Below are 21,565 nucleotides of genomic sequence, written 5' to 3'. Positions count from 1 at the left end.
TCCTCTCACTTCTCGGCCGACAGGTGGGTCAGGAACCAGCGCCCCGCATGTCGGATCACCTCATCGAGCGTGCCGGGCTCCTCGAACAGGTGACCGGCGCCTTCGACGATGGTGATTTCCTTCACGCACTGGAGATGCCGCGCGGCCGCATTGTTCATATCGATGACCGGCCCGTCCAGGCTCCCGACGATAAGCAGCGTAGGCGCCCGGACCTCGGCCAGCGCCGGTCCCGCCAGATCGGGACGTCCGCCGCGCGATACGACCGCGCCGATCCGGTCCCCCAGATGCGCCGCAGCGGCCAAAGCGGCGCCGGCACCGGTGCTCGAACCGAAATAGCCGATCGGCAGCGCGTCGATCCGCGCCGCCGCGCCCGCCCAGTCCGTCGCTTCGACGAGCCGGGTCGCGAGCAGCTGAATATCGAACACATTGGCGCGGTCCCGTTCCTCGGCGCGCGTCAGCAGATCGAGCAGCAGCGTCGCGAGCCCCATCCGCCGCAGCGCCGCCGCAACATGGTTGTTGCGCGGGCTGAGCCGGCCGCTACCGCTGCCATGCGCGAATATCACGAGACCGACGGGCTCTTCCGGTACGCCGAGAAGCGCGTTGAGCCGGTTGGGGCCGACCTCCACGGGGACGGGATCCAACATATCCTCCGCCATCGTCGTCACAGCCCGAACGGATAGGTTTCGGGTGCGCCGCGCGGCCGTTCATGGCCAAGCGGCGATACCGCCTGCGTCCTTTCGAACCAGACATAGGCATCGAACTGCTCGGCGAGGACGGCCTCGAAATAGTGGCTCGCATACTCGCTTTCCGGCCGGTAGATCACACCCACCGCGCGTTCGAGACGCGCGCTTCGCAGCGCCTCGGCGAGTTCGCGCCGGTTGGGATCGCGCCAGTCGGTCAGAAAGCGCTCGATCCCGGTCTTGCGGAACGCATATTCATAGCTGTCGGGACGGACCGGCTTCAGCGTCTTGATCTGCATATCCGCGCCCCAGGCGCTGGCCGCCGCCACCGTGCCCGTATCGGTGCCGAAACCGATCAGCACCGCCTCGTCGCCATAGGCGAGCTTGGACAGCTCGCCGATGTTGAACTCGCCGCGCCATCCCATCGCCGTCGCCGCGGCATTGCCGATATGGGAGTTGTGCGCCCAGATCACCGCCTTGGCGTCCGGCCCGTGATGGGCGAGCAGCGCCTGCAGCGTATCGAACATGTGGCGGTCCCGCAGGTTCCAGCTTTCCGCCGCGCCGCGATACATGGCGCAGTAATAGCGTTCGGCCGCGCGCACGATCCGGGCGTTCTGGACCGCGTCGAACCACTCCTCGCTGTCGCGCATGTCGTCGAGCCGGAACGCAAGCATTTCGCGCAGCTGCTCGACCACCCGCTTTTCGCAGCTCTCGAGACCGGCATGAACGACCGCGCGACCGTAATGCGTCGGCTCGTCCATCCAGGGCGTCAGGCAGCCGTAGCGGGCGCGGGCGCGATCGGCGATAATCGGGTCGATCGTCCCGAGATGCGCGAGAACGGCATGGATCGATTCCGACAGGCTATAGACGTCGAGCCCGCGAAAGGACGCGCGCCGCGATTGGGGCAAGCTCTCGTTATGGCCGCGCAGCCAGTCGGCGAATTCGAGAACCTCGAAATTGCGCCACATCCAGGTCGGGAAGCGGACAAAGGCGTCGCCGCGTCGCGGTCTCCGGTCGTGATGCCGCACATAGCCGTCGATCCGCGCGGCATCGGGCCAATCGGCTTCCACCGCGACGATGGAAAAGCCGTGCTCCTCGATCAGGCGGCGCGTGATCGCCGAACGGGCGCGGTAGAATTCGGAAGTGCCGTGCGTCGACTCGCCGAGCAGCACTACCCGCGCGTCGGCGAACCGATCGAAAAAGGCTCCGAACGCGTCGGCCCGCGACGGCGAGGGCAGCGGCTCGGCATGACGGCGCAAAACCTCGATCAGGGCGGGCAGCCCGTCCCGTGCGTTTCGCGGGTGCAGATCGACGGTTCGCATGATCTCTCTCGAACGCCATCATGGCCCGCTTCGCGGACGCCGACTTGATCGGTCTCAAGCCGGCGCGGGAGCCGATGGAGCGGAGATGCTGTCGGGCGATCCGGCGGCGGCGCCTTCGCGCGGGTCCCGGAGATAGATATCCATGCCGCCCGACGCGTCCGCCTCCCAGATCGAATTGTTGGGCACCTCGATCCAATGTTCGTGGGTCAGTGGCTCCGACGCGACGACGACCGCCCGATAGTCGCAATCGGGATCGTGCCGGATGTGCGGGAAGCCGCAAATTTCGCAATCGTGCACGCCGTCCCGATGGACGAAGAACAGGCTCCGGTTCATGCGGGAGCCGGCGAGCCGCCGGCCGTCGGTCAGCATGATGTTGAGACCGATGCGCTTGCCGGGCGCCGCTTGCGCGCTCATCGCTGTGACGTCGTCGACCAGCCGCCAGATCGCATGGATCAGGCCGGCCTCAGGATCGATCTCGCCGCTCTCGCACAGGCTGAGGAAATAGCGGAAGATATGCTCGCTGTCGGTATCGCCCCTGATCCGCGCCCATTGCTTTTCGCTCATGCGCTCGCGCATCAGCGGCCGGACCTTGGCGAAACCGGGCACCGTCCCGTTATGCGCGAAGACCCATGGGCCAGCCGAAAAGGGATGGGTATTCTCGATCGACGGTTCGCCGACCGTGGCGCGCCGGACATGGGCGACGACGAGCTCGGAATAGGTGCGTGCCGCGGCACGGGCGAAATGCTCGCCATGATAGGCCGCCCAGGCCTGGCGCTGCACATCGGGCTGTGCGCCGTCGTACATCGCGACGCCCCAGCCATGGGCATGGTCCAGCCCGGACAGGTCCTCCCGGCTTTGCGCGATCAGGGCGTTCTGGGCATAGACGAGCGTGCACTCGACCTTGGTCGGCTCGGTGGCAAGAAATCCGTACAGGCGGCACATAAGATGATCCGCGTCAATTCGTCCTCGGACGGGCGCGCTATCCTGCACCGATGGGAAGATGCCGGTCATGACGCCGATCAATCACGATCTGTTTGATGCATTCCGCGCGGATCACGCGGTGCTGGGCCGCGGACTGCACGATATCCGGACGCGGCTCGTGGCCGGCGACACCGCGGGGGCGAGGTCCGCGACCGCCGATCTCGATAGCGCGGTCGGCGCGCATATCGCGTTCGAGGAAGAGAATTTCTATCCGGCACTGACGGACTTTCTCTCCGATGAGGAAGTCGAGGCGATGTATGCCGAACATGCCGAGGGCGCGGACATATTGGAGCGCATCGCAGCGCTCGATCCGGATGCTGCGGTTCCGGCCGCCGATCTCGAGGCCCTGATCGCCGGGATCGAGCGGATGGAACATCATGTTTCCGAATGCGGCCAGCTGTTCGGCGCGCTCGGCGGGCTGGACGAGGCCGCGATGGACGTGCTGCTCGCGGACCTGGAGCGCTGGCGGCAGCGAGCGCCGAGCTGGAGCAGCTATGCTAGCAGAGAACACGCCCCTAGCGCCAAATAGCGCGCCGCCACCCGCGAACGCCGGATCGGCGATCGCGCCCTGGCCGGTACGCTGCATGGCGGACGTGCACCTGCCCGATACGGAAATCGACCGGATATCGGCGCTCGCCGTCCGCCAGCTCAAAAGCGAACCCAACCTCAACGAACCGGCGGTATTCGGCCCGGACGTCCATCCCGGTTATGTCGAAGCGCCGACGGTTTTCCTCGAGGACCATTCAGCGATCCAGCTCGTCGAACCGTCGCGCGCCTCGATATTCGAATATCGCTCCTTCGCCCTGGCGCGGCCGGACGATTTCGTCCTGCTGTCGCGCCCGCGCGTTCCCGCTTTCGAGCGCTATCTTCACGACATGGTCGGGCTGGAAAATCCGGCCGTCCTCGAAGTCGAGCGCGATCTGGCGAAGGGCCCCGTCGCACTGGCCGCCGCCGGTCTGCGCAACCCCGAGGCGCTCGATCGGCTGGCCGAAGCGGCGCGGGCGGATGGCGGGCTCAACATCTGCCCCTTTCTCGCGGCCGGGCACAGCTGGCTGCTGGCAGCAGAGATCGCGCGCCGGTCGGGCACGGTCGTGCGCGTGACCGGGTCGCTGCCGCAGCTGACCCGCCGGGTGAACGATAAGCTCTGGTTCGCGGCGCAGGTCCGCAAGCTGCTCGGCCGCGACGCGCTTCCCCTCACCTTCCCGGTGTCCGGCCCGGCGGCGGCGTCCGCCTATCTTCTGAAACTCGCCGGCGAGCATGACCGGCTTATCGTCAAACTGCCGTCGAGCGCCGGATCGATGGGCAATCTGGTGCTGCACAGCGCGGAAATCAGGGGATTGCCGATAGCCGAACTGCGAGCGCGGTTGATCGACAATCTCCGCGCGCTCGGTTGGCGCGGCGGTTTTCCGCTGCTCGCCGGCGTCTGGGAAGGCGGTGCGTTGGCGAGCCCCTCGGCGCAGATTTGGATACCCGAACCGCGGCACGGCCTGCCGGTCATCGAAGGGGTTTTCGGGCAGTTCCTCTCCACCGAACGCCGGGCGTTCATCGGCGCCTCCGCGATCCGGCTGCCGGCCGATGTCGAGGCCCGCTTTCTCGAGGAAGCCATGACGATCGCCTGTTATCTGCAATGCCTGGGCTATATCGGCCGCCTGAGCCTCGATGCGCTGCTCGTCGGCAAGAGCCTCGAAACGGCCGACATCCAGTGGATCGAGAGCAACGGCCGGTGGGGCGGGGTCTCCATCCCGATGACAGTATCCCGCAGGCTCGGGCGCGATCCAGCCGGGGACAATCTGCTCGTCGTCCAGCGGAAGCTGCCCGCCGACGCGGCCATGCCGTTCGACAAAATCCTGGACCGGGTCGCACCGCATCTGTTCATCGCCGGCCGTAGGGAAAACGGTCTCGTCTTTCTCGAACCCGTCGGCCCCGACGAGCATCGGGCGACATTCTTCGTCGTTTCGGACGACCCGGACCGCAGCACCCGGATCGCATCCGACGCGCTCTCGATAATCTGCCAGACCAGGACCGCAGCCGCCCCCGCTGATACCGGTCTCGCCGCCTAGGCGCCGATAGCGCGCTGCGAACCGGACGCCGCGGAGCGCAGCAGCATGAATTCGGACAGGTTTTCCATCGTCACCAGCCCGGTCAAGCTGCCGTCCCGGCCGGTCACCGCGACCGCCGGCTTGCCGCCATCCTGCATCCGGGCGAGACAATCGGCGAGCGGCGCATCGGCCGCGATCGTCGCGATATCGGTCTGCATGATATCGTCGATGGCGCCCTCGCTCCCATGTTCGCGCAGCCCCTTGACCAGCCCGTCGGCGGTCACGAGGCCCCGGAACCGCCCCGTCCCGTCGACGACCGGCAGCTCCTTCTGGGTGGTCCGGATCAGCATGTCCGCAGCCTCTGCGATGCGCTGGTCGGGCGTCAGCCGCTCGAGACTGGTTATGGCGGCGTTCCCCGCAAGATAGCCTTCGACGGCATGCTGCAGGCGCCCCATCATCGCCTCCGCCCCAGCGCCGAGATAGACGAACAGCGCGATGAATATGAGGAGCGGATTACCGCCGAGCAATCCGAGAAGCCCGAAGGCGAAGGCGATGCCCTGGCCGATATTCGCGGCGATCCGCGTCGCCTGCCCATGATCGATCCGGAAGGCGAGCAGCGCCCGCAGCACGCGCCCGCCATCCATCGGAAAGGCCGGCAGCATGTTGAACATCGCGATCAGCAGGTTCGCCAGCGCCAGGCGGTCGAGGAACCCGGCCTCCGGATCGATCAGCGACTGCCAGCCGGATTCCGGAAAGCCGCCGACCAGGATAAGGAGGACGGCCGCGATCGCCAGATTGACCATCGGCCCGGCCAGCGCGACCAGCAGCTCCTGCTGTGGAATACGGGGAATATGTTCGAGCCGCGCCAGCCCGCCGATCGGCAGCAGGATCATGTCGCGGGTGACGATACCGTAGCGCCGTGCGGTCAGGATATGGCCGAATTCATGCGCGACGACGCAGGCGAACAGGGCGAGAATGAACGCGATGCCGGCAAAGGCTCCGGCCCAGCCGCCCTGGCCGAATTGGATCGCGCCGACCCAGATCAGCAGCAGCGCAAAGGTGAAATGGACCCGGACCTTGGTACCGAAAATCGTGGCGACGGTGAGCGATCCTCTCATCGGATCAGGATATTCCAGCGCCGGTGCTATCCGGTTGAGGGCGATCAAGTGGGTTCGGCCGCCATCCGGCATGGTGATCCGTCATCGGGAGAGCGATGTGCCGACGCTGAAGATCGATGGCGAGACCGTCACCGCGGTGGCAGGCAAGAGCCTGCTCGAAGCCGCGCGGGAGGCCGGCATCGCCCTGCCCGCCCTGTGCAGCGATGCGCGCTGCGACGCGATCGGATCCTGCCGCCTGTGTCTCGTCGAGATCCAGGGCCGCGGCGAGCTCGTCACCGCGTGCGAAACCCCGGTCGAGGACGGCATGTGGGTCGCCACGGCCACCACCGATCTCGAGGAATATCGAGCGACCATGCTCGGCTGGTATGCGGAGCGGATCGCGCCCGAGGATTTCACAGCCTATCCCGACAAATATCTGCACCGGCTGATGCGGCGCTACGGTGTTGCGCCCGCCGGGAAACCGGCCGATGCCGAGCGATACGACGTCTCGATTCCGCAGATCCGCGTCGACATGGAACAGTGCGTCGATTGCCTGCGCTGCGTGCGCATCTGCGAAGAAGTGCAGGGCGATTTCGTCTGGCACGAGATCGACCGGGGCGATCAGAGCCATATCGTGCCCAAACGCGGCATTCTTCTCGCCGAAGGCGGGTGCGTCGCCTGCGGCGCCTGCGTCGACAGCTGCCCGACCGCGGCGCTCGTCGATACCGATGCCGGGATCGCCGAGACGTGGACGCGCACGACCTGCGCCTATTGCGGCGTCGGATGCGAACTGGAGATCGGGTCGGCGGCCGGGCGGATCGTGGCGTCGCGCCCCGCAATGGATGCACCGGTGAACAAGGGCCATGCCTGCGCCAAGGGGCGATACGGGTTCGATTTCGTGCACAGTCCCGACCGGCTCACGCAGCCCATGATATCGGGACCTGGCGGCTGGCGCGCGGCAAGCTGGGACGAAGCACTCGACGCCTGTGCGGCCCGGTTGCAGGCGATCATCGCCGATCATGGCCCCGACACTATCGGCATTCTCGCCTCCTCGCGCTCGACGAACGAGGACAGCTATCTGGCGCAGAAATTCGCGCGGCTGGTGGTCGGCACCCACAATGTCGATTGCTGCGCGCGGGTCTGTCACACGCCGACGGCTGCGGCGATGAAGGCGATGCTCGGCGCGGGCGCGGCGACCAACAGTTTCGACGATATCGAGCAGGCCGCGACCATCCTGGTCGCCGGGGCCAATCCGCTCGAATGCCATCCGGTGATCGGCGCGCGCATCCGGCAACAGGTCTTGCGCGGAAAGGCGAAGCTCATCGTCGTCGATCCGCGCCGCGCGGGACTGGCGGAGATCGCCACGATCCATCTGCCGCTCAAGCCCGGGACGGACATCCCGCTCCAGAACGCGATCGCCCATGTGATACTCGAAGAGGAGCTGCACGACCGCGAGTGCGCCCGGACGCGGATCACCGGCTTTGCGGAGTTCGCCGCGCATGTCGCGGAATGGACGCCCGAACGCGCGGCGGAGATTTGCGAGCTGCCGGCCGACGATATCCGCGCCGCGGCGCGGCTCTACGCGACCGAAACGCCGTCCTATTGCGCCCATGGGCTCGGGGTGACCGAGCATGTCCAGGGCACCGAAGGCGTGATGGGTCTCTGCAACCTGGCGCTGATCACCGGCAATATCGGGAAGCCCGGCGCGGGGGTGAACCCCCTGCGCGGGCAGAACAATGTTCAGGGAACCGCGCATATGGGATGCGATCCCGGCATCCTTGCCGGGGCGCAGCGGCTCAAGGATGCGCGCGGCGCGTTCGAGGCGGCATGGGGCCAAAAGCTGCCGGCCAAGCCGGGCCTGCATCTGATGGAGATGATCGACGCGGCCGAAGCCGGCACGCTGAAGGGGCTCGTCGTGATCGGCTATGATATCGCCGCGACGCTGGCCAACGAATACGCCGTCGCCCGCGCGCTCGCCCGGCTCGACACGGTAATCGTCGTCGACCTGTTCATGACCGAGACCGCCCGGCGTTTCGGCCATATCCTCCTGCCCGCGGCCTCGGCGTTCGAAAAGGACGGCACGTTCATGAATGCCGAACGGCGTATCCAGCGCGTGCGCACGATTGTCGAACCGCCGGGCGCGGCCCGGACCGACTGGCAGATCCTCTGCTCGCTCGCCGCGCGGATGGGTCATGCGGCCGATTTCGACTATGATTCGCCCGAGGCGATATGGGACGAGATCCGCGCGCTATGGTCCGCGGCTGCCGGGATCGACTATGCGCGGCTCGATCGGCAGGGGCTGCAATGGCCCTGCCCCGACGAAGACCATCCCGGCACGGCGATCCTGCACGAAAAGGTCTTCGGGCACGGCAAGAAGGCCGCGTTGCGCCCCCTGCACTTCCGGCCGTCGCCCGAACAGACCGATACCGACTATCCGCTGCTACTGACGACCGGGCGGGCGCTCCACCAGTTCAATATCGGCACGATGACCGGACGCACCCGGCAGAGGCAGCTGCGCCCGACCGACAGGCTCGATATCTCGCCGTCGGACGCGCGCGAGATAGGCATATCGAACGGCGATATCGTAACGGTCGAGAGCCGCTACGGCGCAGCCGAGCTTCCGGCGAGGATCGACACCGGCCTGCGGGACGGCCGCCTGTTCGCGACGTTCCACGATCCGGCGCGGCACGTGAACGCCGTTACCGGCCCGGTCCGGGACCGCATGGTCGGCGCACCCGAATACAAGCGCACCGCCGTCCGGGTCCGCCGTGGCGATCAGACCTCGACACGCTCGGTGTGACCGAAGCCCTTGCGGTAATCGATCAGCGAAATGACGGCAGGCTCGATGCGGACAATCGCCAGCTCGATCTCCTCGGGCGGCGCATGCTCCTCGGCCTGCGGGAATTTCGCCATAAGCAATTGGCCCGCTTTCTCGAACTCTTCCGGATCGCTGACGATCGTCGCGCGCGCGCCCATCGACAGGCTCTCGATCTCGTCCCAGTTCCGGTAGGGACGATCGATCGCCAGCGAAACCTTGTCGTTACGCGCGATATTTAGGGCTTTCTGCCCGTCGGCCGCCGTCATGAAATAGATGGTCAGCCCGTCATTGGCATAGCTGACCGTCGTCGCCTGCGGAAAACCGTCGGGCCGGACCGTCGCGATCGTCAGATCGGGGACGTCACCGATGATCGAACCGATCTGCTCGCGCAATTTCTCGTCCATTGTCGCCTCCGTTGGAACGCTTCCCGCGCAGTAGAAACCGGAAGCGCGGCGGCGACATTGATGCCCGTCAAGCGTCCGGCGTCTTTCCGCCCCCGAGAAGGACGGTCACGGTCCGGCAGGAGCCGTCGGTGGGAAAGGCCACGGGCCGTCCGCGCCGCGGCTCGCCGTCGACGATGAGGTCGGGTGCCCTGTCTTGCGGCCCCTCCCGGCGTTCGACGCGAACCGATATCGATCCCTCGGGCCGGCGCAGCGTCGCTTCAAACCCGTCCCACGCCGCCGGGATTTTCGGAGCGATGCACAATTTTCCGTCGCGCAAGCCGAGCCCCAATATCTCCTCGACCGCGAGCCGCCAGGTCCAGGCGGCGGCGCCCGTATACCAGGTCCAGCCGCCCCGCCCGCCATGCGCGTCGCCCGATGCGATATCGGCCGCGACGGCATAGGGTTCGACCAGATATCGGGTGGCCTTATCGCGGGTCGAAGCCCGGGTGACCGGGTTCAGCATATGGAATATCGCAAGCGCCGTGTCGACGTCGCCCGATCGCGCAAAGGCAATGCCGAGCCATGCGGCCGCGTGCGAATATTGTCCGCCATTTTCGCGGATGCCGGGCGGATAGGATTTGATATAGCCGGGATTCTGCAGCGTCCTGTCGAACGGCGGCCAAAGCAGTCGCGCCACGCCATGTTCGGCATCGAGGAGCTGGTCGCGCGCGGCGTGCAGCGCGCGCTCGACGCGCGCCGCATCCGCGCCGGCGAACAGGGCCCAGGACTGCGAGATCGAATCGATCCGGCATTCGCTGTTCTGCGCGGAACCCAGCGGATGGCCCTCATCGTCATAGGCGCGGCGGTACCAGTCGCCGTCCCAGCCCGCCGCCTCGGCACGTTCGACCAGGTCGCGCGCGTGCCGGCGCCAGCGTTCGACCGTGTGATTGCGGCCGAGCCGGCGGTTGAGATCGGCGACATGCCCGGCCGTCACCGCGGCGAACCAGGCCAGCCAGACGCTTTCGCCATGGCCGCCATCGCCGACCCGGTCCATGCCGTCGTTCCAGTCGCCGCCGCCGATGAGCGGAAGGCCGTGGGCGCCCTGGGTCAGCGCCTGCTCGAGCGCGCGCTCGCAATGGTCGATCAGCGGCCGGCGCGCGATCGTCCGGTCGAAACGCGCGTAGCGATCATGTTCCTCGGCGGCCAAGGGCGGCGCGTCGAGGAACCGCGCTTCCTCGGTGAGGATGGACAGGTCGCCGGTGGCCGCCACATAGGTGCCGACCGCATAGGGCAGCCATAGGAGGTCGTCCGAACAGCGAGTCCGGACCCCGCGGCCCGACGGCGGATGCCACCAGTGCAGCACATCGCCCTCTTCGAACTGATGCTCGGCGCACGACAGGATATGCGCCCGGGCACGGTCCGGGTCTGCGAACAGCAGCGCGAGCACGTCCTGAAGCTGGTCGCGGAAACCGATCGCGCCGCTGGCCTGGTAGAAACCCGCGCGCGCCAGCACCCGGGACGACAGGCTCTGATAGAGTAGCCAGCGGTTGACGATGAGGTCGAAGGCGGGATCGGGGGTGCGCACCTCCACCGCGCCCAGAAGCCCGTCCCACCGGTTCTGCACCGCGGCGAGGGCCTGTTCCGCCGCATCGATCGCGGCCCATTCTTTCGCCAGGGATTGCGCTTGTTTCCGATCCCGACCCTGGCCGATGACAAAGACGACATCCTTCGCTTCGCCCGGCGCGAGATCGACATGCACCTGATAGGCGGCGCAGCTGGCGGCACCGCCGGTGATCGTACCGCTCAGTCCCCAGCGATCGAGCGCAGCCGGGCGCGCGGGATCGCCTTCGCGCCCCAGAAATTCCCCGCGATCCGTCGTGAAGCCGTGCGGCGGTTCGCTGGCGGTCAGGAACGCCACGCGCTCGGCAAAGTCCGGATTCCAGGCACTGCGGGCGAAAAGCGTGTGCGATGCCGTGTCATAATCGCAGACGACATGCGCCCGGCCGACACTCGGCAGCGAACCGAGCAGCCATTCGGCATAATAGGTCGCGGTCAGCCGGCGGTGACGCTCGCCGGGGTTGCGGACCCGCAGGCGGACGATCTTCACCGGCGCGTCGGGCGGAACCAGAACCCGCATCTCCTGTGCGAGCCCGTGCGCGACCGTGTACCATTCGCTGTAGCCGGCGCCGTGCCGCGCCTCACAGGCTTCGCCGGGTCCCTTCGGCGACGGAGTGACAGTCCAGACCGCAGCCGTTTCCTCATCCCGCAGATAGAGTGTTTCCACCGGCCGATCCGCAACCGGATCATTAGTCGAGGGCGTCAGCCGGTTCTCGCCGCTATTGACCGCCCAGGTAAACCCGCCGCCGGATTCGGTGACGAGACAGCCGAAATCTTCATTCGCAAGGATATTCGTCCAGGGCGCCGGAGTTGCCGCGCCCGGCTCGAGATGCATCACATATTCCCGGCCGTCCGGCGAAAACCCGCCGAAGCCGTTGTCGAACAGCAGATCGGCGCGGCGTTCGACAGGCGCTTGCTCGAAGGATTGGGGCGGCATCGAGGGTACGAAGCGCGGAAGCTCCGGCGCCATCTCGGTCGCGCGCTGCAACTGTTCCTCGATCGTGCCGTCCGCCTCGTCGAGAATGACGCGGGCAACGGCTTCGAGCAGCCGGACCTGATCGCTGCCGATCTGATCGGCGAAAAGCAGATGAATACCCCCGTTCCGGCCCAGCAGCTCGCTGACGCCAAGATCGCGCAAAAGCTCCATGATCTCGTCGCGCAGCGGCTCGACATAGCCCGAACCGCCGACCTGCAAGACGACCAGATCGACCTCCAGGCCCTGCCGACGCCAGAATTCGTGCATAGCCAGGAGCCTCTCCAGCAGAAACGGGCCTTCGGACCGGACCCGTAGTAGCAGGATCGGCAGGTCGCCCGACAGCGCCATGCCCCACAGGCCCGGCTGCCCGAGGCGGTTCGCGCCCTGCGCCGCCAGGTCCGCGCGCAATGCCGGGTGCGGATAGACGAGCAACGATCCCAGCATCTGCATGGCGGCCGGATCGCCTTCTTCGCGAAGCGAACGCCCGATCGCGCGCAGCATGTCCGACGCCGCATCGCCGAGCGCCCAGTCGATCGACGAGAGGGTCGTATAGCGTTCGGCGATCTCGATCGCCGCCTCGCGCGTCGCCGCGGCGACCGTGACATAGCAGAGCTCGCGGCGTTCATAGGGTTGCAGCGCGACCTCGATCTGCAGTGCGGCGACCGGATCCAGCGTGCAGCCCTGTCCGTTCGCCAGATCGCTACGGGCGCCGGCCGGATCGCGCACGCTCCGGTTGCGCCCGATCACGGCACGCCGGTCGGTCTCGTAGCGCAGGTCTTCGACCGGCCCTTCGGCGTCGACCAGGAATTGCAACAGCACCGGCGGCGTTTCGCGCGGATCGCGCGCACGCCGCGTGAACAGCAATCCGCCGAGATGCGGGACGGGCTCGCTGCACACGAACAGCTTGCTGAAGGCCGGATGCCGCTCGTCCTCAAGCGGTGGCGCAAGCACGACTTCGGCATAGCTTGTCAGGCGCAGCGTCCGCCGGCGCTCGCTCTCGTTGGTCACCGTGACCCGGCGGATCTCCAGATCGTCGCCGGCCGCCACGGCAACTTCGAGCCGGGTTTCGATCTGATGGTCGCGCCGGTGGAATTCGGCCATGTGTGCATGGAACAAAACGTCATACTCGTCCGGCCGCGCGCCGGTCGGCTGCCGGGTCGCGGACCAGAGTGCGCCCGTCTCCGCGTCCAAAATGTAGAGCCACAGGCCGTCGGCATCCAGGGCGGCGTCCGGCACGAACCGGGTCATCGCATTCTTGCGCCAGCGAAGGCCCCCGCCGCCGCCATCCGATATCCAGCTCGAAAGCCGTCCGTTGCCGAGAAGATGAGTCTGCGGGAACGGCGACGGGGCGGGCCGCCAGGGCGCCACAGCCTGTACCATGCCGTCGCCCTCGATCGGGCGCTCCAGTTCCTCGAGCCGCTCGATCTCGGACGGTTCCTCGCGGGGCAGGCGCTCGCTCAGCAGCAGCGATATCAGGTTGATCCGCGGATCCCGGTTGAGCCTCCGGACAAGGATATCCCGGCGAAGCGCATTGTTGATCGCGCACAGGATCATCCCCTGATGATGGGCCATATAGGCGATCACCGGCGTGAAAGCGGCATCGCGCCCGGCCCGGTCGGCTGTGAAGTCCACCGCCTCGAACAGGCCGAACCGCCCACCCGCGCCGAGTTCGGACAGGGCCCGCAGATTGGCCGCCGCGTCGGCCGGTGCCACCGCAAGCGCAAGCGCCGACGCATAGGGCGCGACGACCATGTCCCGGGCCAGCCCCCGGCGCAGGCCCAGCCCGGGCGCGCCGAACGCCTGGTACCGGTAGCGGTGATCCGGATCGCGCGCCGAATAGGCGGACTCGGATATTCCCCAGGGCACATTGCTGGACCTGCCGTAACGCTGCTGGATCTCGACTGCGGTGCGCTCGCTCTCCCCGAGCAGCGTTTCCACGGCGCTTTGCAGGACGAGGCGCGGCATCAGATATTCGAACATCGATCCGTTCCAAGAGATCAGCGCCAGCGAACCGTCCACCCGGGTGATCGGGCGGCCGAGATGGAACCAGTGTTCGAGCGGCACGTCGCGCTTGGCGATCGCGAAGAAGCTGGCCAGCCGCGCCTCGGAGGCCAGAAGGTCGTAATGGTTCTGGTCGAGCCGCCCCGAACTCACATTGTGGCCGATGTGGAAGAGGCCCCGCTCCTCGTCGTAGAGCGGCGCGAAATCCATCGCATAGGCTTGCGCCACGCATTGATCGGCCAGCTGCCGCAGATGCGTGCCGTCCGGATGGCCGCCGCGCAGGTCGCGCAACAGGGAGCGCAGCTGATAGCGGAGGCGGTCGATCCAGCCGTAGATCGACTGCAACACCTCCGCGGGAACCGAAGCAGGCGGTGCGACGATCTGCGATATGAGCGACTCGATCGCCGGGATATCGGTGTCGCAAATGGCCGTCAGCCCGGCGAGCCGGGCGTCGGGATCGGTTTCCAGGGCGGCGAGCCGGCCGCGCAACGCGGCGAGCCGGGACCGGATACGGGTGTCGCGGTCGGGCAAGCCGCGCACTGCTTCGTCCAGGAGATCGAGCACGTCGGACAGGCCCGACCATTGCTGCGGTTCGAGGATCTCGCTCTCGGCCGCCTCGCGCAGCGTTTCGGCATAGGCGATCAGGCTGACCGCGAGATTGCCGCTGTCGACTGTCGACACATAGCGCGGTTCGAGCGGCTTGAGGCTTTGCGTGTCGTACCAGTTGAACAGATGCCCGCGATAGCGTTCGAGCCGGGCGAGGCTTTGCAGCGCGTTGTCCGTGCGCGCCGCCAGTTCGGTGCGCCCGATATAGCCGAAATCCCAGGCCGTCGCCGTCGACAGCAGCATCATGCCGATATTGGTCGGCGACGTCCGATGGGCGACCTCCTCATGCGGTTCGCCCTGATAATTGTCGGGCGGCAGCCAGTTGTCCTCCGGCCCCGCAAAAGTCTCGAAGTAGAACCATGTCCGGCGGGCGAGAGCCCTGAGGAACAGGCGGTCGTCGGCATCGAGCGGCATGAACTCGGACGTGCGCGCCGCGCCGATCCGGACGGTGATCTCCGGCGCCGCAATCCAGAGCAGGAGCAGCGGCAGGGCCGCCGGAAGCGCGGTGGGGCGGACGAGCAGCAACAGCACGCCCATGGCGAGCGCAACCACCGGCGCCAGCCACATGCGCCGCCATATGGCGATCCGTGTGCCCTGGCCGGCAAGCTGCGCCGCGACATGCGCCGCCGTCGTCCATTCGAGAAGCCGGCGGCGGGTGATGACCAGCCGCCAGAGCGTGATGGCGACGGCATGGAACGACAGCAACGCCTCATGCGGGAGATAGACGATTGCGAGCAGCCAGCGGCCGGTCTGGTCCGACAGCCTCGATAGAATGTCGCGCGCCGCCCCGCGCCGCCGCCCGCGCGCGAGGCCGCTGACAAGATCGGTGACCAGCTGGCCGCCGGGCGCGAAAACGACCAGCAGTGTCCAGAACCAGGGTTGGCCGGGCAATATCATCCAGCCGGCCAGCGCCAGTACGAGCAGCGACGGGGCGATGAGGCTGCGCCGCAGATTGTCGATGATCTTCCACCGGTCGATCCCCGCGAGCGGGTTTCTGACGCGCGATCCGTCCGCCGCCGGGACCGAGCGCCACAGCCATGCCAACAGCTGCCAGTCGCCGCGTATCCAGCGGTGCAGGCGCTCGGCATATTCGAGATAGCTGGCCGGGAATCCCTCATAGAGGACGATATCGGTCGCCAGCGCGACGCGCCCATGCGCGCCCTCGAACAGGTCATGGCTGAGGATCCGGTTTTCCGGCACGCGGCCGTCGACGCTGCGGTGGAAGGCGCGGACGTCGTAGATGCCCTTGCCGACGAAGATGCCCGCGCCGAACAGATCCTGATACACGTCGGAAACGGCCCGGCTGTAGATGTCGATCGCGGTGTCGCCGGTGAAGAGACGGGCGAAGAGCGAGCGCATCCCGCTCTGCGGCGAGATTTCGACGCGCGGCTGGACGATCGAATAGCCGGCCGTGACCCGGCCCGTTTCCTCGTCGATGCGCGCGGTGTTCAGCGGATGGGCGAGCGCGCCGACCAACCGGCCGACCGATCCCGGCGGCAGCATCGTATCGGCATCGACGGTGATGACGAAGCGGATCGCTTCGAGCCCGGCCCGGCTCCCGGCATGGATCGAAAAAGGCGAGAAGTCGCCGTCGACGAGCAGCCGGTTGAACTGCTCGAGCTTCCCGCGCTTGCGCTCCCAGGCCATCCAGCAGCCTTGCGCGGCATTATGCAGCCTGGGGCGGACCAACAGATGGAAGGGACCCGTGCCGTTCCGGCCGTGCCGGTCGTTGAGCGCCCGGATCTCCTGCTCGAGCGCCGATTCGATTTCGGCATCGCCGGGCATCCGCTCATGCTCGGCATCGGCGAGATCGGCCAGCAGCGCGACCTGAAGCCGCGGATCGGCATTGGCGAGCCAGTGCGTCTCGGCCTGCTCGACCAGCCGCGACACCTCGTCCGGCGACGGCACGATCACCGGGATCGCCACGATCGTGCGCGCGTCGCGCGGCAACCGCTCGCTGCAATCGAGCTTGTAGAGAGTGCGCGGCGGCAGCAGCTGCGTGATGCCCCAATGGACGAACGTCACCGCCAGCACCGTCGACGGCACCGAGGCCAGGGCCAGCCCGGCGATCCATCCGAAGAGATCGGCGCCCACCAGATACAGATAGGCCGCCGGCAATATCAGCGCTCCAGCGATGCAAATGGACAGGACGAAAGCATAATAAGCGCCGGGATGGGCGAGGACGTGGCGGCGCGCGCGATCGCCCGGCGGGAGCCGGACGGTCAGCCGCTCCTCAAGTTGCCGCCGCCTGTCCCCCACCAGCCAGTGGCCGACATGCCCGGCGCTACCCCCATGTCGCACCGACCGGGCTTGGCGGACGGCCTCCGCCGCGACGTCGACCTCCCGGGCGGTGCCGTAGCGCGCCAGCTCCTCCACCGCATGGCGGTATTGGTCGCGGGATTCGAAATCCATGCGGCGATAATGGTCCGACGGATCGTCGCGCAGGATCTCCTCGACCCGGCTCGTCTGATCGAAGAAATCCTTCCACGGGATCGCGGCGATGACACCCAGATTGGCGATGGCGCGGGCAACCCGTTCGGTCGCGTCGAGCGAATGCGGATCTTCCGCCCATTGTGAGGGTGCGAACGGTTTTCCAAGACCGCTATCGATCAACTGCGAAAAGGCTGACACCAGCACCTCGAGACAGGCGATCCGCAGCATCGTCGGGAAGGCCCAGAGTTCGGCGATCAGCAGCGGCTGGCCGTGCTGATAGGCCCGCACATAGCGTACAGCGCTGGTCAGCGATATCTGGAGCCGGGTAACGCGCAGCAGATCGTGCGCCATCGAGAAAACTCGCGGAGTTCCGCCGAACTCCTCGCCCGCCAGCGCGGGCAGCCGATCGTAGAATCTGCGCGGCAGGTCCTGTTTGATCTGCCGCAGCGCGCGGTGGATCTGATAGTCGTTGTCGAGCAGCCATTCCGCCGCCTTGGTCGCGTCCGGCGGCGGATCGACACAGGCGAGCCGGACATCGTGCAGCCAGCCTTGTGTCTGGCTCAGCGCGTCCCATGCTGGGATCGGTGTCGCCGGTTTGTCGGCTAGAGCGTGATCTCCGCTGAGCGTTTCGGCCGACGAAACGAGCGACCAGGACAGGTCAGGAGATTCGTCCGCCACTAGTGCGCGATTTTGAAGTCCCGCACCGTCGGCCCGAATTGCGATTCCGGCATCGGCGAAGCGAAACCATGGGCAAAGCTCGGCCGCACGATCAGCATCGGCGCCGGGGTGTGCGTCGCGAGATATTCGGTGACGCTGCCGCAAGGTATATCGGCCAGCCCGCTCTGCCCGTGGGACGATAGGACGATCAGATCGATTCGCTGCTCGATGGTGAGACGCCGAAGCTGGCTGCGGGCGTCCCCGTCCGGGCCGACGATCGCACTCGCCGCCAATCCCTCGTTCAACAGGGCGCCGCGCAACCCTTCCAGGTAATTATAGGCATGGCGCTCATGATGCGTACGCAGCATCGCGCGCAACTCCGCGGCCTGTTGCTCGGCCGGCTCGACATCGATGACCTCGAGCGTCGGCAGGACATGGGCAAGGACGATCTCCGCGCCATGCTCGCGCGCGATCCGCTTGGCGATGGGCAACACGCTCTCCGCGCGGCTCGATCCGTCAAGCGGCACCAGGATCTTCCGATAAGCGACGGTTTCGACGGCCGCATCCGCCGCAGGGACCAGCAGCAGCGACGCATAGGCCTTGTCGAGCAGCTGTTGTGCCGTCCTTCCCAGGCTCGACGGTGCCAGCTTGCGATCCCGACTCGTCGAAAGCGCGAGAAGCGCGACGTCGTGATCCTCAGCCCAGCGGCTGAGTTCTTCGGCCGGAAAGCCGGTCAGCAACAGGCTGTCCATATCGACCGGGGCACCGGCTTCGGTCGCGACGATATGGTTCAACTGGTTCTGGCTCTGGGCGCGCCGTAACTGCCATTCGATGGGATCGGCTGGCGATCCGGGATGCTGGACCTTTTCGAGCACCCGCGCGAGGGTTACCGAGAGACCGAGACCGCGCGCCACGGCGATCGCATGGCGGACCACGGCGGGACTGGTCGGCGCATCGTCGATGCACGCCATTATCCGGGACTGCAATTCGCTCCGGCGGGCGGGCTGGTCGACGGGCGGGGCGGCCGAGCCCTCCCGAAAGAACAGCGCCGGCGCGGGTTGATCGGGCATTCCGTTTGACTGCGTCATGGCCATCTCCGCCTCCATGGAAAGCACAGAAATGTCGTATTTTGTGCAACTTACCTAATCGGGCAAAGACGACGCCCTGGCTATAAGGGTTCCCCCTTAACCGGCGATCGCAGCGGTCGGCCGTGGCCGATATTCGATAGCGCGGGAACGGCTGCCGCCGGTCGCATATCCGATGCTTGACGGATATCAACGGCCACGTTGCCAGCGCTGATACGTGAACGGACATGCCCACGACCGTCGCGAACAAAGGCTGCCACGATCACAAGCAGGATCCCACTGCCGGATCGGCATCGACAGACCGCTGGTCCGCGCTCGAAGCGCATAAGATAGCGGAGATTCTCGATACCGATCTCGTCGCCGGCCTTACTGCCGAACAGGCGGCCGCGCGCTTCGCGAGCGATGGGCCGAATGTCCTGCCCGAACCAAAAGGCCGGTCATGGGTCTATCGTTTCCTCGCCCAGTTCAAGGATGTCATGATCCTCGTCTTGCTCGGTGCCGCGGGTATCGCCGCGCTGATCGGCGAAACGACCGACGCCGCCCTGATCGCGGCGATACTGATGCTCAATGCTGCAATCGGTTTCACCCAGGAAACGCGTGCGACCCGCGCGATCCGGGCCTTGAAAGGCCTCGTGCCGCATGATTCGATCGTGATCCGGGGCGGGCGGAACGAGACCGTTGACGCCACGCGCCTGGTGACGGGCGACCTGGTCGCCATATCGGCGGGCGGCCTCGTACCGGCCGATATGCGCCTGACGTCCGTCGAAGACCTGGAGGTCGACGAGGCACCGTTGACCGGAGAATCGTTGACCCAGGCGAAATCGGCGCCGGCGATTTCGGACGAACATCTGGCCCTGGGCGATCAGGCCAATATGGCGTTCAGCGGGACCTTGGCGACGCGGGGATCGGCACTGGGGATCGTCGTCGCGACCGGACCGCGCAGCGAGATCGGCCGGATCGCGTCGACCCTGCACGGACGGAGCCGGCCGCCGACGCCGCTGCAGCAAAGGCTGGCGCGAATCAGCCGTCGCATCGCGATCGCCGCCATTGCGATCTGCGCCATACTGTTCGCGACCGGTTTGATCCTGGGCCATCCGCCCCTCGTGATGCTGCTGACCGCAGCGAGCGTCGCCATCGCCTCTATACCCGAAGCCCTGCCCGCGGTCGTCGCCGTCCTGCTGGCCGTCGGCGCGCGCAAGATGGCGCGGCACAATGCGCTGATCAGGCGATTGGCGGCGGTCGAGACGCTCGGCTCCGTCACCTATATCTGCGCGGACAAGACCGGCACGCTGACCGAAAACCGGATGGAGGTCGCCGAAATCGAAAGCGACGATCCCACCGAGCTGTTCACAGCAATGGCGCTGTGCACCGATATCGGCGGCGCCGGCGCCGGCGATCAGCATGGCGAGCCGACCGAGTTCGCCCTGGCCAAATTCGCCGGCGAGTCCGGATATGAACGGGCCGATCTCGAACGCGACAAGCCGCGGACCAAGACCTTCGCCTTCAGCTCGGAACGCAAGCGCATGACGACCGTCCACCGGACGGCCGATGGCTATGTCTCCTATATGAAGGGCGCGCCGGAAGTCCTGCTTCCATCCTTTCCCGAAGCGCAGCGAAAGGCCGAAACGCTGGCGCACTCCGGCCTTCGCGTCCTCGCCTTTGCACGCCGGATTTCTGCCTCGCCGCCGGCCGGCGACGACCCCGGCGATGGCTTCGAGTTACTGGGACTGGTCGGGCTGATGGATCCGCCACGCCCCGAAGCAGCTCCGGCTATCGCGGCGTGCCGAACCGCGGGGATCAAGCCGGTCATGATAACGGGCGACCATCCCCAGACCGCCGAGACGATCGGCCGCAGGATCGGATTGGTTGGCGACACGGCCACCGTAATCACGGGACCGGAACTTGCCGCGCTGGACGACGCGGAACTGATGGACCGGGTCCTCAGCACGGACATCTACGCGCGCGTCGACCCCGCCCAAAAAATTCGGATCGTCCAAGCCCTGCAGGATCACCGGCAGTTCGTCGCGATGACGGGCGACGGCGTCAACGACGCCCCTGCCCTGCTGCGCGCCAATATCGGCGTCGCGATGGGGCGTATCGGCACCGACGTCGCCCGTGAGGCCGCGGACCTGATCCTGCTCGACGACAATTTCGCGTCGATCGTCGCCGCGGTGCGCGAAGGGCGGCGGATTTTCGACAATATCCGCAAGTTCGTCCGCTATGTGCTGGCGTGCAACCTCGCCGAGGTGCTGACGCTGTTCATCGCGCTCGTCCTCGGGTTGCCGCTGCCGCTGCTGCCCCTGCAAATCCTCTGGATCAATCTCGTCACAGACGGTGTTCCGGGCCTCGCCCTGGCCGGCGAGCCGGCGGAACCCGACATCATGAAGCGGCATCCGCATCCGCCCAGCAGCGGTCTGTTCGACGGCGCGATGTGGCGGCATATCGCCATCATGGGCACGTTCATGGCGATCGTGACCGTGGGGGTACAGATCGCCGCTCTCGATGCCGGCAACGAAAATTGGCAGACCATGGTGTTCACGGTGCTCACCTTTCTCCAGCTCGGCCAGGCGGTCGCCGTCCGGTCCGACCGGCGGTCGATCTTCCTGCTCAATCCGCTGGGCAATCCGGCTCTGATTTTCGCGATTATTCTGACGGTGGTCCTGCATCTGGCCGTCGTCTATTCCGCGCTCGGCAACGCGCTGTTCTACACAGCGCCCCTGTCGGCCGGAGAACTGGCGATCTGCGTCCTCGTATCGCTGTCCGGCCTCGCACTGTCCGAATTGCTCAAGGCCGTGCGAAACAGGTTCGCTCCAGCGAGAAAACACTGGATATCCGAGCCCGACCTGCGCTGAATCGACGCTCCGAAGCAA

The 21,565-nt window shown here is 66.8% G+C and carries 11 protein-coding genes; 4 read left to right on the top strand and 7 right to left on the bottom strand.

The features are described from left to right. Positions 1-5: 5 nt before the first annotated feature. From HFP57_RS16585 to HFP57_RS16575, 3 genes are read right to left on the bottom strand one after another with little or no spacing between them, the layout of a single operon-like run. Complete coding sequence (locus HFP57_RS16585; protein WP_218135048.1) at positions 6-644, bottom strand: dienelactone hydrolase family protein; 639 nt, start codon at positions 642-644, stop codon at positions 6-8. Between the two features lie 17 nt (positions 645-661). After that, the gene (locus tag HFP57_RS16580; protein ID WP_176870834.1) at positions 662-2,002 is read right to left on the bottom strand and encodes an erythromycin esterase family protein; all 1,341 of its coding nucleotides are present in this window, start codon (positions 2,000-2,002) and stop codon (positions 662-664) included. Positions 2,003-2,056: 54 nt separating this feature from the next. Further along, positions 2,057-3,013 (bottom strand): class II glutamine amidotransferase, encoded by a 957-nt coding sequence (locus HFP57_RS16575; RefSeq protein WP_218135047.1) that lies wholly within the window; start codon positions 3,011-3,013, stop codon positions 2,057-2,059. On the opposite strand from HFP57_RS16575, the gene HFP57_RS16570 reads away from it, so the two are divergent. Further along, positions 3,012-3,512, top strand: a complete 501-nt coding sequence (locus HFP57_RS16570) for a hemerythrin domain-containing protein (protein ID WP_176870833.1) — start codon at positions 3,012-3,014, stop codon at positions 3,510-3,512. The two genes, HFP57_RS16575 and HFP57_RS16570, sit on opposite strands and share 2 nt — an antisense overlap. Before the next feature lie 55 nt (positions 3,513-3,567). Then, positions 3,568-5,043, top strand: a complete 1,476-nt coding sequence (locus HFP57_RS16565; protein WP_176870832.1) for a preATP grasp domain-containing protein — start codon at positions 3,568-3,570, stop codon at positions 5,041-5,043. On the opposite strand, the gene HFP57_RS16560 is transcribed toward HFP57_RS16565, so the two are convergent. After that, positions 5,040-6,140 carry a site-2 protease family protein gene (locus tag HFP57_RS16560; protein ID WP_176870831.1) on the bottom strand — a complete coding sequence of 367 codons (1,101 nt, stop codon included), beginning with the start codon at positions 6,138-6,140 and terminating at the stop codon, positions 5,040-5,042. The two genes, HFP57_RS16565 and HFP57_RS16560, sit on opposite strands and share 4 nt — an antisense overlap. Positions 6,141-6,237: 97 nt before the next feature. On the opposite strand from HFP57_RS16560, the gene fdhF reads away from it, so the two are divergent. After that, on the top strand, positions 6,238-8,919 hold the full coding sequence (fdhF, locus tag HFP57_RS16555) for a formate dehydrogenase subunit alpha (protein WP_218135046.1): 2,682 nt from the start codon (positions 6,238-6,240) through the stop codon (positions 8,917-8,919). Here the strand turns inward: fdhF and HFP57_RS16550 are convergent. The 3 genes from HFP57_RS16550 to HFP57_RS16540 form a co-directional block, all read right to left on the bottom strand. Next, positions 8,895-9,341, bottom strand: a complete 447-nt coding sequence (locus tag HFP57_RS16550; RefSeq protein WP_176870829.1) for a pyridoxamine 5'-phosphate oxidase family protein — start codon at positions 9,339-9,341, stop codon at positions 8,895-8,897. The genes fdhF and HFP57_RS16550 overlap by 25 nt on opposite strands. A 67-nt stretch (positions 9,342-9,408) precedes the next feature. Then, positions 9,409-17,631 (bottom strand): glycoside hydrolase family 94 protein, encoded by an 8,223-nt coding sequence (locus tag HFP57_RS16545; protein WP_176870828.1) that lies wholly within the window; start codon positions 17,629-17,631, stop codon positions 9,409-9,411. Next, complete coding sequence (locus HFP57_RS16540; RefSeq protein ID WP_218135045.1) at positions 17,631-18,698, bottom strand: universal stress protein; 1,068 nt, start codon at positions 18,696-18,698, stop codon at positions 17,631-17,633. The genes HFP57_RS16545 and HFP57_RS16540 overlap by 1 nt, the downstream gene beginning before the upstream one ends. A 224-nt stretch (positions 18,699-18,922) precedes the next feature. On the opposite strand from HFP57_RS16540, the gene HFP57_RS16535 reads away from it, so the two are divergent. Then, the gene (locus HFP57_RS16535) at positions 18,923-21,547 is read left to right on the top strand and encodes a cation-translocating P-type ATPase (protein WP_176870826.1); all 2,625 of its coding nucleotides are present in this window, start codon (positions 18,923-18,925) and stop codon (positions 21,545-21,547) included. The last annotated feature ends 18 nt before the right edge of the window (positions 21,548-21,565 follow it).

This window comes from Parasphingopyxis algicola (genome assembly GCF_013378075.1).
Lineage (GTDB): Bacteria > Pseudomonadota > Alphaproteobacteria > Sphingomonadales > Sphingomonadaceae > Parasphingopyxis > Parasphingopyxis algicola.
This window is presented reverse-complemented; position numbering and strand designations above follow the sequence as displayed.